At 48.7% G+C, this 13,281-nt stretch carries 9 protein-coding genes; all 9 read right to left on the reverse strand.

Features of this window, described 5'->3' with window-relative positions; genetic code table 11:
• Nucleotides 1–286: 286 nt before the first annotated feature.
• On the reverse strand, nt 287–1,408 hold the full coding sequence (locus ACPLPM_RS15965) for a class I SAM-dependent methyltransferase (RefSeq protein WP_424357761.1): 1,122 nt from the start codon (nt 1,406–1,408) through the stop codon (nt 287–289).
• 2 nt (nt 1,409–1,410) lie between these two features.
• Complete coding sequence (locus tag ACPLPM_RS15970) at nt 1,411–4,851, reverse strand: glycosyltransferase (RefSeq protein WP_424357762.1); 3,441 nt, start codon at nt 4,849–4,851, stop codon at nt 1,411–1,413.
• Nucleotides 4,848–5,945, reverse strand: a complete 1,098-nt coding sequence (locus ACPLPM_RS15975) for a glycosyltransferase (RefSeq protein ID WP_424357763.1) — start codon at nt 5,943–5,945, stop codon at nt 4,848–4,850. Before ACPLPM_RS15975 ends, ACPLPM_RS15970 begins: the two co-directional genes overlap by 4 nt.
• Nucleotides 5,946–5,948: 3 nt before the next feature.
• Complete coding sequence (locus ACPLPM_RS15980) at nt 5,949–7,598, reverse strand: class I SAM-dependent methyltransferase (protein WP_424357764.1); 1,650 nt, start codon at nt 7,596–7,598, stop codon at nt 5,949–5,951.
• Between the two features lie 158 nt (nt 7,599–7,756).
• Complete coding sequence (locus ACPLPM_RS15985) at nt 7,757–9,019, reverse strand: ABC transporter ATP-binding protein (protein WP_424357765.1); 1,263 nt, start codon at nt 9,017–9,019, stop codon at nt 7,757–7,759.
• 3 nt (nt 9,020–9,022) lie between these two features.
• Nucleotides 9,023–9,766 carry an ABC transporter permease gene (locus tag ACPLPM_RS15990; RefSeq protein ID WP_424357766.1) on the reverse strand — a complete coding sequence of 248 codons (744 nt, stop codon included), beginning with the start codon at nt 9,764–9,766 and terminating at the stop codon, nt 9,023–9,025.
• An 88-nt stretch (nt 9,767–9,854) separates the two neighbouring features.
• The gene (locus tag ACPLPM_RS15995; protein ID WP_424357767.1) at nt 9,855–11,027 is read right to left on the reverse strand and encodes a glycosyltransferase family 4 protein; all 1,173 of its coding nucleotides are present in this window, start codon (nt 11,025–11,027) and stop codon (nt 9,855–9,857) included.
• A complete protein-coding gene (locus ACPLPM_RS16000) occupies nt 11,017–12,069 on the reverse strand; it encodes a glycosyltransferase family 4 protein (protein WP_424357768.1) in 1,053 nt (350 codons plus the stop codon). Before ACPLPM_RS16000 ends, ACPLPM_RS15995 begins: the two co-directional genes overlap by 11 nt.
• Before the next feature lie 5 nt (nt 12,070–12,074).
• Nucleotides 12,075–13,157: a glycosyltransferase gene (locus tag ACPLPM_RS16005; protein WP_424357769.1), complete on the reverse strand. Its 1,083-nt coding sequence runs from the start codon at nt 13,155–13,157 to the stop codon at nt 12,075–12,077.
• Nucleotides 13,158–13,281 lie beyond the last annotated feature (124 nt).

The following is a 13,281-nucleotide window of genomic DNA, read 5'->3' on the forward strand; positions in this document are numbered from 1 at the left end:
ATAAACCAAGGAAGACTCCAACTGGAGTCCAGTGTTACTCGTGCGGAAAATCCGGTATCTACAGGGAGAGAGGAGCCCCAGTATATTCATCTCCGCAGGAACTATCTTGACTTCAGGCAACACATGCACGTTAACCTACACCATGAAAACCCCACAACTGCGGGCAAATATACCTGCAGTACAAGATGGTCAGAAATGGAGTAGCCAGGTATGGAGACACGTGAGCGAGAGTATTACAGTATCGTAAAGAAAGGAGGTTAGTGCCAAAAGCACTAATACCTCATTTTTATAACAGGCTGACAAGTACAGGGACTATGCCCACCCTAAATTCTGCAGTCCCATGAGATAATACACGGAATTCGAGCATCGTTGGAGCATCAATGGAAAATTCCAGCACCTGTGACTTTCCGTCCACCAAGTTTTTAACCATGAGGTCTTGCTTTACAACGATTTTTTCACCGCAATTAGCTGCTACGTCGATGGAACATACTACGGTATCTTCCTTCGCATAGGATTTTCCGGGCATGCTTATATCGAACTTCACAAGGTATTTCCCGGCCGGATAAGTCACGTAGGGCCCATAGAGAGCGAAGTCATTCTGCCCTGGAGACACCTTAACGTAGACGTTACCACCATGTTCTTCAAGTACGCCAATTTGGTGGTATACAATCGATGTTTTTTCCGACTCGTTGGCGATGAAAAATTTGTTTAATCGATCTCTAAGATCCTGGTGGTTTATCTCTACGGGAAGCTTTCTGGCGGTTATCCACCAGATGAAGGATTCATCAGGATTGCCGTTCACACCATTTTTCAGGTCCTCTTTGTAGACGGTAGTTACGAACCGCGAACAGTACTTACCCTGATTTGACGGTGGTGTCCCCAGCAGGCTTACTGGCATAATACCGCGGGACTCGGTCAGCGAGAACCCAGATAGTTTCAGGGCTTCGGACATCTGCAGATATGAAAGCTCGCTGACATGATCCTGATGTTTGATACCGTACCTGTTAGCCACAGGGTAGTTGGGGCTGTCGATCACGAGAAAACCACCTGAGGCCAACACCCGGTTGGCTTCGACCAAAAACTGGTACTGCTGTTCCCAAGAGATGTGCTCGATGAACTGGCCTGCGAAGATCAGATCAATGGACCCTGCGGGAATCATGGACAGGTCAGACCCATCGTGCTGGATCCACCGAGCAAAAACTGGCAGACCCTCGGGACAAGGGCTGATGTCGATACCAGTATGGGTCATAACCGAGTGAGGATAATTTTTATGGAACCATTCAAAATACCAGAGGCCTGACGCACCGATACTGAGGACTGATCTAGCAGCGGGCATATTGCGAAGACAAGTCGTCCTGCATTCGTGTAAAAATTCATAGAAATCCATTTTGCGCTTTAAAAAATCCATAATTACACCTCATTTGATCTTAGCCTACCGATAAAGTCAATGTACTCCCGGGCTACGATGTCGAAAGATAGGTGCTCTTCGGCAAACTTCTTTGCCATAGCTCCCATGTGGCGGCGTAGGTCAGCGTTGAAAGATAGTTGCTTCATCAGTGCGAAAAGCGTATCCACTTCCAAGTCGTTTACTTCAACCTTCGGACAGATATCGTCAGGGAAGTCGGCGAAGTTGCTGACTTTAGACACGATTACCGGGATACCCTTGCCGATCATGGTCACCAGTGTAGCCGACATTTCGCCGGTAACCGGATAGCGTAGATTGATGCCCACGTCGGTAATAGAGAGATACCGGCCCATATCCTCCGGATTGACATACCCGGTCAGGATTACATGCTGCTCAAGGTGATTTTCTTTGATAAAGCGCAGGATTTCATCGCGGTAGCCTTCGTTAAGCTCGCCCACGAGTAGATACCGGGAGTCCGGAAGCTCTCTTACCAGGCGGGCGAAGGCCTTAAGCGACGAGATGATACGCTTCGTCGGGGCTATGTAGCCGTATGATCCGAAAACCACAGCGGCATCCTCGATGTCGAGGGATGAGCGAAGCTCTGCCCGGCTATCTGCTGGTACCTCACTACCCGTCTCTGCCCCGAGCAGAACGCATTTCACAGGTATATAGCCAACCTGATCATGAACCATACGTTCTGTCCACGAATTGTGTACGAGGATACCTTTACTTCGGTACAACACACGGCGGTTAATTGGGAACCTAATATCGTACACGCTCTCTGGGGTCAATGATTTCAGGTTTTTCTGAGCTTCCCGTTCGCCTGCGCTGCCGTGGCTGAACTTCATCTCTTCCACGTACTGGGAGTTATCACCCTTCAGCGCCGTCATGGCATAGACCAGCCCATGGAGGATGTAGTCGTGCATGACGATGATGCCAGGGTATTTTTCTATCAATGGATACATGTAGGCGTGATAGATACTGTTCCCCATGTGGTAAATGATCATGTCGTAGCAGCCGTCTGCCGCCATCGACTCAAACTGGCGGTAAGAGTAGATCGGGCACTTTTTCAGAGCATCGTTCAGAGTAGGGGTAAAGTCATCGACAAAAAGGTCGATGTCTGAGTACTGGAGCAGATATGGAAGCAAGTTTTCACTGTAATCAGAGATGCCCGATTTAACCGGCGGCAGGGGAGAGAAATATGCAATCTTAAGCTTTCTCGAACGGCCATCCGAGATCGCCCTAAACAGCGTAGTTGCAGGAGTGGTGGTCGCTCCATGGCTGTTTTGGCATATTATTTCACTTCTGGCTACTTGAGAACTGAAGGCTTCGATAGTGGACCTGTAGATCTCCACGGTGTTGATTGCCATAGCCCTGGCTGAAAATTTTTTTTCTACCAGTTCTCTGGCACTTCTCCCCATGCGCTCACGCAGGCCGTCATCGCCTAGGATCCTGATGATTCCCTCTGCAAGCTCCCGGTCGTTGCCTGGCTCGATCAATATGCCGGTCTCGTCGTCGCTGAAGACCTCAGGAATTCCCCCGGCTCTGCAGCCGATGACAGGCTTGCCCCAGGACATCGCCTCGACATAGATTAGGCCGAAGGATTCGTAGAGCGACGGTGCAACGAACAGATCGCATTCCCGATACATTTCCTCTAGCTGGCCAGTCTCGACGAAACCATGGAACTTAACGTTCCGGGCATATTTAGAGTCGAGGTGCTTGAGCAGATATTCTTTATAAGAGCCACCTTCCGGCGAGAGATTGGTATCCTTGCCGGCCAGGACGAACTCAGTGCCAGGAATGGCATTAACCACAGCCGGTATGGCCTTAAAAAGGGTGTCTACACCTTTTCTCGCTTCGAGGCGCCCGACGAATAATACCTTTAGGTTGCCGGCATTTTTTCTGCTGTAAGAAATCTGATTAGCAGGCGGCATAGCGATGCCAAGCGGACATAGATCCATCTTTTCAGGATCGATGCTATGGTGCTCGCCTATTACCCTACCAATATCGTTGCTAATTTTGATGACCCGATTCGCCCGGCGAGCTGCCTCTCCTTCCATGAAGTCTACGAACACCAAGTCTTCGCCCATTTTCCAGGAATGGTACTGTGCTACCTTATACATGGGGGTCATAAGCCGGACACATAGCGGCACATCTTTAACGAGCGAGAAGGCAAACCCTTCAGCATCCCAGAGAGGCATTTCGACGACCTGTATCCCCCGGGCATCAACCAGGTCCCGTATTTTCTGGGCAAATGCATAGCTTTGGGCCAGCACGAAACGCGATGCGTTCATGTCAGCAGGGATCCTGGCAAACTCGATGTCTGCCGGGGTGACATGATGGACATACACGTGGCCGTCAATCGAATCATAATCTTCTTCGCGGCCCGATCGGGTGATGACATGTACCTCATGGCCAAGCTCTGCGAGCGAATGGGCAAGCTCATACGTGTACTTACATATACCCCCGCCGCAATTCCTGGAAAATTCGCCGGACGTGAGGCATATTTTGAGCATAAAGTAGCGAGAAATATCTACCCCGCTCAGGTTATCCTTACATCCGCGGCGGATCAGCCCGTCCTTGTACCCGTAGATGACTCCCAAAATGTGCATCCAGTACAGTTTGGCCAACTTCCGTAGGCTTATCTGCTTACTAGAGTATAGCCAATTCATGTCCCCAAGATGCTTTCGCAAAGCAGTTATTGGCATGAGCCATGCCATGTACTCGTTACCGAAGTTCCGCAGCGTGAAATAGACAATATTTTTCAAGATCATTGTCCAGTTGATATCATAAGGTGATTTCCGGTTATGGCCCTCAGCCATCCAGTGCATAACAACCGCGTCTTTGACATACACAATGCGGTAGCCTTTCTTCGCAATGCGCACGCACAGGTCGCTCTCGTCGTGGTAGTAGCGGAAGTAGGGATCGAAACCACCAGCATCATATACTGCTTTTCTACGGAACGAGCAATTTGTGCCGAGGGATATCTGGAACTCATCCTGCCCTAGCGGGACAGTGTAGTCCGGCATGTTGATCGGGAGGCCATTCTTGTTGATACGTCCATTATCGAACAACGGCTCGTTTTTCGGTCCGTATACATAGCCGCCGACGCCACCTACTGAATCATCTTTGTAGCCTTGCACAAGGAACTTGAGCCAATCTCGATCTGCGACCGCATCATCATCAATGAAAGCCAGAATGTCGCCGTTCGAAGCGACGATGCCCAGGTTGCGGGCGAAGGAAAGACCGTTCAGCTCTGGCTGTCGGACGATTTTTAGGCCCGAGTACTTGTTGAGTACTTGCTCCGTATGATCTGTTGAAGGTCCATTAACAACGATGATCTCGTAGTCACGGTACGACTGGCAAAGAAGGGATTGTAGGGTCTCGTCCAGATATTTTGCCCTATTGTAAGTGCATACTATGACTGATACATACGGATCGCTCATAAGGTAGTTGATCCTCCGGACACATTATCAATAATATCTAAGATTTGCTTACCAACTTTGTCGATGCTAAAATTTCCCAGCCGGTCCGTCTGCCGCTCAATAATCATACGCCTCAGCTGGTCGTCGCTGATAATCTGATCGACCATCTCAGCAATGGCCGCATGATCCTTTCGGTTGACAAGGATCCCCGACCCGCCCAGCGTAAACGGTACGCCAGACGAATTGTATGCAAGGATCGGGACGTTAAAGTACATCGCTTCCAGCAATGGCACGCAGAAGCCCTCGTGTTCGCTCATGCACAGGAAAATACTGGCGCTACGGTAGTACGCAGTCATGTCCTCATTGCTGACTGACCCAGTAAAGTGAACTTTGTCTGTCAAGCCCAGTCTGGCGATCAGCAGCTTGAGGAAGTTCACGTATACAGGTACCTGCTCTTTACCCACCAGGTAAAGCTGGCAATTGCTATTGATGTAATTATGGTAATAGTAGAAAATTTTAATGGCGTCTTCCTGCTTCTTGTTCGGAGAAATGCGCCCGACGTAGAGAAGGTTTACAGTACCGCCCTCTGTCAGCTTTGCGATAAGCTGCTCGTTTGATTGTCTAAACCGGCTCACATCTAGCAATATTGGCAAGGTACCGGTGTTTTTAAAACCGGCGTTCAACAGGTCGATCCTATTAAACTCAGAGTCACCCAGCCCCAGGACGTAGTCGTCTTTCAACAAAGACAATTTGTCAACACCATCCTTACAGACCTGAAACAGCCCCTGATCTAATCCCTCGAAAAATTTCGCCGGTGTAACGTTATGGTAGATTAGGATCTTTTTTCCCGGCACTTTTTTAAGTATCTCAGAGATGTTAGAATGTAGCGGATAGTGGTAGAAGATCACCGTGTCATCCGTGGCATATTTGCCGATCGTATCCGCGGGCAACCGAAAGCCCGCAAGCTCGGCAGAATGATATATGGTAAAGATCTTAGTCGAGAACCCGGACTGTCTGAGAAACCGGTCGATCTGGAGTACATCGTTGCTGACGGCATCGTTGACCTCAAGGGTAGGTGCAATCTGCAAAACCTGTTTTTTTTCACTGCCGGTCATAGCCTATTTCCTGCAGATCACTGCGTAGTCTCTTGCAGAAAACAGGAGCTGATTCAGCAGTGCGACATTATGATTGATACTCTCGATCGCCTGCTTTATCTCCGGCGTCTGTTCTGTGCCAGGAGGCTCGATCATCCTCAGCTTCATCTCCTCGGGAACCTGCTGGTAGTACCTTTCTTCAACACTAGAGAACTTGCACTTCCTGAGGATATATTTGAGTACCTCGGGGTGAAGATGAGTCTGGTGAGTGGGATCCATGTAGTACAGGTTAGATGAAACAATGATATTCTGGATGTTCGGTATGCTGGCGATCAAAGCTTTTCCCGGCTTAAGCTTTCGGTAACAAAGGCTGAGCAGATGATCGATCCCGTCTATGGTCAGGTGCTCTAAAACCTGGCATATGAAGATACCGTCCAGCACTTCATCATCAAGTGAAGCTAAATGTCCAACTGCATCTATGCACCTTGCATCGAGCCCTTTTGAAATACAAAGCTCGATCAGCTTTTCATTCAGATCAACACCGTATCCCCTGATCCCGGCATTCCTCAGTTGTTCAAGGAAAAATCCGCTGCCGCAACCGATGTCTATAATAACATGAGACTCTTTGAAAAGATCAATAGCATCTTCCATCAGACTGGGGGAGACAGAGGACTGGCCACTGATTCTGGTCCAAGCCATGCCGATTTCCCTGCTGAACTGCAGGTAGTCACCGGAGATAGCATCAGTCGATACACTGGACAGTTTTGCTGGCTGTTGTGGCATCGATGTAAATAGCGAGGCCATGGTAGCAGCATCAGCCCCCTTACCAAGTGCAGATAAGGCGATACGCATCTTCTCCAGAGTATGACACACGATTTCCTCGCGCAGATCATTTCGAAGAGCCCCAATACGATCGTTTGTATCTTGCCTAAACTCAGACCTCAGGCCGATGATGCGGTCGTTGAGATCCATGCGAAAGTCCACCCTCCAGTCTGCTACACGACCTTCAAAGCGTGCGTTTGTCCTGACAAGATTGTCTAAAATTTCCGCCCTAACCTCTTCGATAGCCTTTTTATTATCTGCTTCTATAGCTGTCCTCAACTCGGCAATGACAGCACTGTTATTTACAGTATTTTTCAAGTGCTTGTCGAGGCGATCATTCAACTCCCGTTCTATTACAAGTATCTTATCGCCTACCTCAGAAGAAAGGGCATATTGAATATCATCAGATATGTCTCTGGTTCTGGCCAGCATCTCTGACCGGAGTACATCAAAGGATTTCTCCATATAATTTACGATGTTCTCCTGATACTGTATCAGGTCATAATTAAAGGACTGCTGGCGGCTCAGCATCGGATCTACATACCTCTTCACTTCGCCATTGACCAGTGTGCGACCTTTGACCAGCACAGGACCTACAAGCATCCTGTGAGATGCTATTTTATAATCGCTGGCAGTCACCGCGGCATTTAACTTGAGACGGGTGATCTCTTCCTTGAGCTTATCAAGGTCATTCTGCTGAGAGGAAGAGGAGAGCGACAGGGAATTGAGAAGATTTTCATCGTTTTTCGAGTACGCGCCCTTAGTTTTCCGCGCATTAAGATTTTGTTGAATTTTTATAATCAGTTCTTCTTTATTAACTCTGGAATCTTTTATGTTGAACACGTCATCCATATTTTACCCACCAGCTACTCGTTTAACATTACGTGATCAATGACAGGTTCGGTCCTGAAATGTAAGCGATTTATTCTGCGGTATGTCAGCATATTCCGGAAGAGCGATAAATAATTTTTGCTAATATTAAATATTGTAGCCCCGTTTATAAGATCACTTTACTTCCACCGGCCCTTCAGATCATAATCGCCGGCTACCCGCCCGGTATTAATGATAGCGAACGTGAACGCTTTATCGAGCCAGTCGTAGTTGACATTGTCCCGTGAGTGCGCGGCCACGGTCACTTTAAAGCTGCCTGACAGTAGATCGATCGACTGGAACACCAGCTCTAGAGTGCCCCGCCCCTTAACCAGTCCCAGACTCAACCCCTGGATATCCGTATTAGTACCGTAGCATAGCTTACCAGATTCATCGTAGATTGCGATTCCAAACACAGGATCGTATATGGGCTCTATAGCAGTATAGTCAAGGCGGATCACAAGGGGGTCTCCCGTATTGTACCTGACGCCAGTCTTGCCGAACTTATCGATGAATGTGACATCGGTGATAGTGATTTTTTGGTTGCCTGAGCGGGTGGTAGCCAGTGTTGCTTCATCACTGCACAGGTCTTGCTCAGGAGTAGTTCGAGAGCCTGCCGTCGGTGTTTCGACTGCAACTTCCCGCTTATCTACCCTGTAGATATACCGATCGATGATGTCGCACGTATCACCAAAAGCGACCATCCTTCCATTATTTAATAGCAAGGTCTTCCGGCAGAAACGCCTTACAGAACTTAAGTCGTGAGATACGAACAGAATTGTGACGCCAGACATGAGGTAATCGTTGAAAATATCCAGGCATTTCTGCTGGAACTCCATGTCACCTACTGCCAGAACCTCATCCACGACGAGGATCTCGGGCTTGACCTGGATGGCGGTGGAGAAAGCAAGGCGCACCTGCATGCCGGATGAAAAATTTTTCAGTTTTGCATCCCTGAAGTTAGTCAGTCCGGCGAAGTCTAGAACAGAATCTATGTTTTTCTGTATTTCATGCTCCGGCAACCCCATGATTGTGCTGTATATCTCAATATTTTCCCGTGCACTTAGGTCCGGCTGAAAGCCAACCCCTAGTTCTAGGAAAGGTGTTATTCGCCCGTTTACCGCGATTGTACCCCTCGTCGGCCGAAGAATCCCGGCAACGATCTTAAGCAAAGTGCTCTTACCGCTTCCATTATCCCCGATTATACCGATGGACTCACCTCTTTTAACATCGAAGCTTACATCGTCCAGGGCAGTGAACTTTTCATAGGTATTTGGCCTGAATACACCAGTGATGCCTTCGAACAGCGTTGTTCGGCGTTCATGCGGGATGATAAATTCTTTTGAAAGGTTCCTGACAGTAATGACTGTATCTTGATCATTTGGGATGTCCTTACCTTTCATAGTTTAGACCTCCTCTGCGAACGTGGGATCGATCTGCCGGAACACTATCCATCCCACTGCGAGCACAACAAGCGAGAAAGCTGATATAGACAGAATAGACAGCCAGGAGGGGATCGTGTTTCGAATAATAACATCTCTCATCAGGTCCATGATAACTCCCATCGGGTTAAGGCTGATCAGGTTAGCAACAGTGGTATCTTTGAATATACGTATCGAGTACATGATGGGAGTCAGGAAAAAGCCCACCTGCAAGAATACGGCCCAGATCCACTGCACGTCTCTGTATCTAACATTCAGCGATGCGATAGCCAACGATATGCCTAAAACCAAGATAAACTCAATGAAAAGCACCGCGGGAAAGAGGACAATCTGCCACGATGGCACGATCCCATTGACAAGGATGAACATCGCGATTATACCAAATTCGATCAACGACATTATGAGCGCAGTCAGGCAGGCACTGATTACCAGTACCTCCCTGGGAAAGTATATCTTTTTCACTAGGTTGGCCTTCCCTACGATGCTATTCAGGCTGAAGTTGGTCGCCTTCTCGAAAAAACCCCACGAGATCAATCCGATCATGAGATACAGGGGATAGTTATCTATAGCCTCGTTTTTAAACAGGTTAGTAAATACGATATACAGGACAACCATCATCGCAAGTGGCTGGAGCAGCGACCATAGGAAGCCAAGGACGGAGTTCTTATACCTGATCTTTAGGTCTGTCAGTGCGATCTTCTTGATCAACCCTCGATAATCCCACAATCTGCCCATAGTCATAACCTTGATTCAGATACCCCGCCGGTAGTGGCATAATAGACATAACGCCGAGAAATCAACTTATAAGACCATCCATAGTCGATATATATCTTTTCCTTATAACCTCAGCCGAATAACAGACTTCAACGTACATCTGACCTCTTGCACCCACCTGTTTTCGGTATTCCCGGTCGGCCGTAAGCCGCTCCAGAGCTTTAGCAAATTCTTCGTAGGACACATAGCAAATACCGCCTTCACCACGCTGACAATGACCTTTGAGCACTGCACAATCACCATCAACTATTACAGGAGTACCAGATAGCATTGACTCCATGGCAACTATTGAGTAGCTTTCGAACTTGGAAGGGAGAACTGTGGCAATTGCCGCCTTCATAGCGCCAAACTTTTCACTTTCTAGGACAAAGCCGATGGGTAGGATATGGTCTGTACGAGGGACCTTTAAGGGCCCGTTTCCACATAACACCAGCTTAAGATCTGGCCGGCGTTCTTTGCAGTATCGTTCAAAGTACTCAACTAGCCGATTAACACCTTTCATAACATCGATGCGACCTACGTACAGAATAAAATCGCCTTCGATGCGGTATTTCTTACGAAACTGTCCCATATCTCCATTGCAGTTACTTACTGGAGCGCCTATCACCACACCTTTATCATTGTCTAAGTCAAACAAATCGTCCACGAAGTTCTTTTCTTCGCGAGTCAGGAATATGATCTTTCGAACAGACTTGAATAGTTCGCCATATAAACCGAAACGCATGTAAGGTTCATCGTGTGCAGTGGGCAGAAGAATCGATTTGGCATACACATCTTTGATACCATAATACGTCGTGCCATACATATAAGTAAAAAATACAAACAGGTGATATTTGTCAGTATTACTCTTGATAAAGTGAAACATCCCCGTTGAGTACGGCCCCTGCATACTCATCCATAACTCTTCCATCCACCTGGTATGAGGCACCTTCAGCATCAGGGCGTTATAGAGATTAAACCACTTACTCCGCTGCCGATCCACTGCAAACCGAAGTACTCTGACAGGCCCGTCCATCGACTCCCCTGCCTGGAACTCGTTTTTCCAGGTAACGTAGTCCTTTGCGCACGTCGTGAGCACATCGATGTCGTATACATCGGATAGCAAATGCGCTAGTGATCTGGCCAGGCTCTCTGAGCCCCCGAGCACTTCAGACCCGTACCGCTGCACGACAATGGCGACCTTCTTACGCCCCATTACCATCCACCGCCCTCTTCACGATCTCCGTAAAGCTGTCCGCCATCTTCTCCGGCGCATACCTTTTAACCATCTCGGTGCTCCCGCCAGAACCGGCGGGTTTCGTCATCAGATACCTGACAAGCGCATCTTTAAACTCCGACCGGCTCTTCGCCAGCGTACCGTTGACGATCACTTCAGGATGAGAGCAATTATTGTATGAAACGACCGGCTTCCCCGCGTACTGGGCTTCGATCACAGGCCTATCCTGGCCTTCCCACTGCGAGCACGTCGCATATACGCTCGCCCCTGTATAGTACGGCCAGATATCCTGCACGAACCCCAGAATATGAACATTGCCCACACTGGCCGCCTTCTGCTTTAGAATCTCCACATAGCGAGGCTCACCGAGCCCGATCGTTACCAGATGGACATCGTCGCCGATCTCTTTTCGGGCATCATCGAAGATATCAATCAGATCATGTACGCCTTTGTAGCGGGTATGCCTGCCTACATACAGCACATACTTTTCGAACGGAAGTCTGGCCGGCTCAGGCATAGAATCCGGAAAATCGATACAATAAGGCAAAATTTCGGTCTTTCCGAAGTAGAGATATTTTTTTCTGAACTCGTTTGCAAGATACCCAGATATGGGTAAGACGACCCGGGCCTTTCTCGCAGACACCAGCCTCGCTGTGTTCACCAGCGACCAGAGATAGGCATCTGCAGGCTTTCTCATCGTGATAGCAGGAGGCACTCCCGGATCATGTAGAAAATGCGGCGTCCGGCAGAGCGACGCAACCAGGTCGAACGGCGTATAATGAGTTGAGATCACATCGAACTTTTGCCGGTCGATGTCTGCGGCGATTTGCCTCATCTTTAAAGGATTGTTAGCTGGCACGCGCTGGACATCGAGACTTTTGATGCTGTCGCTGGCATCGACCGCCAGCACTTTAACATTGTGCTTGCGTGCGAGCTCTTCCGCAAACTGTATGACAGATACGTCGATGCCGTTGCCTTCGAATAACTTATATGTAGCCACACAGATGTTCAGCGTTTCCATAAGTTTCACTCGAGCCCTGTAATAGCCTCACCGCACGCACATATAAATTTTGACGTGTCGTACAGTTTGCTGCGCTGTTCGCACTCGTCCCGCGACCAGCTCCATTCTGTTCCGGCCCCTTTGACCGAGCACACGATAGCCTCAGGTACACATTCAATAAATTTCCCGGTGATACTATCTGCAACGGTCTCAAGGTAACCGCCTTCTGCCACAGCGATCACGGGTTTTCCTGCAGCCATCGCTTCTATAACAGTCATGCCGAAGTCTTCGTCTGCAGCGGTAGTTATCAGACCACGACAGCGACCGCAATAATCGATCAACTGATCTTCTGCCACATCGCTGATCATCGTGACGTTCGCAGGCAGATCCTTCTTGAGCCCGGCTGCATATTCTACTGAGTGATCACCCACCCCGCAATTGCCTATGATGACCAGCTTTTCCTCCGGCATCTGCCTGAATGCCTCGATCTGCACCTCGATGCGCTTTTCGGGATATAGCCGGTTCACCGAGAGCCAGAAGCCGTCATCGCAGATATACCTGTACTTAGAAGTATCCACAGGAGGATAGATCACCGTAGCGTCCCTGCCAAGGTACTTTTTTATCCGCCTCGCCGTATTCTGGCTGTTACAAGCGATCCGGTCGATCCGTCCGATAGATCTCAGATCAAGCCGGCTGTGGGCAGCAGTCCACCCAAGAAAAGCTATCCTTGCCACAGGATTCATTGTTGCTGCCATGACCTCCCGCTGATCGTAAAACGCCCTCACTGGTGTGTGACAGTAGAACAGGTTAGGCTTATGCTTATTTGAGGCATGGTGTGCCCAGTTACCGCTGAAGATGAAAAAATCATACTTCCCCCGGAAGTCGCACGATGCAAACTTGATCGTCGACTGTATTTGCCGCAGCGGAGGAGTTCTGCACAGGCTTCCGAGGCTTATCACGTTTACATCGTTAAACCCCATGAGCTCGATCAGCCTGCGGTCGACGTCCGTAGAAATAACGTCTGCACCGAGGTGCCTGGCCAGCGTAAGCACAAGCTTCTCCCCTCCGCCAATGAAGGCAAAGTGGTCGTGAAATATGGCGATTTTCATGGCTTGGGCACCTTTTAAGGAAGATATTGCCTGATGATATAAACAGTTATTGCATTACGAGGAATTAGCTTGAATGTAATCTGAAATATTAAAAAAGCATCGCGGTCGACGGAGGTTTTTCGGG

It is taken from the genome of Methanocella sp. MCL-LM, assembly GCF_049676595.1.
In the GTDB taxonomy this organism is placed as follows: Archaea; Halobacteriota; Methanocellia; order Methanocellales; family Methanocellaceae; genus Methanocella_A.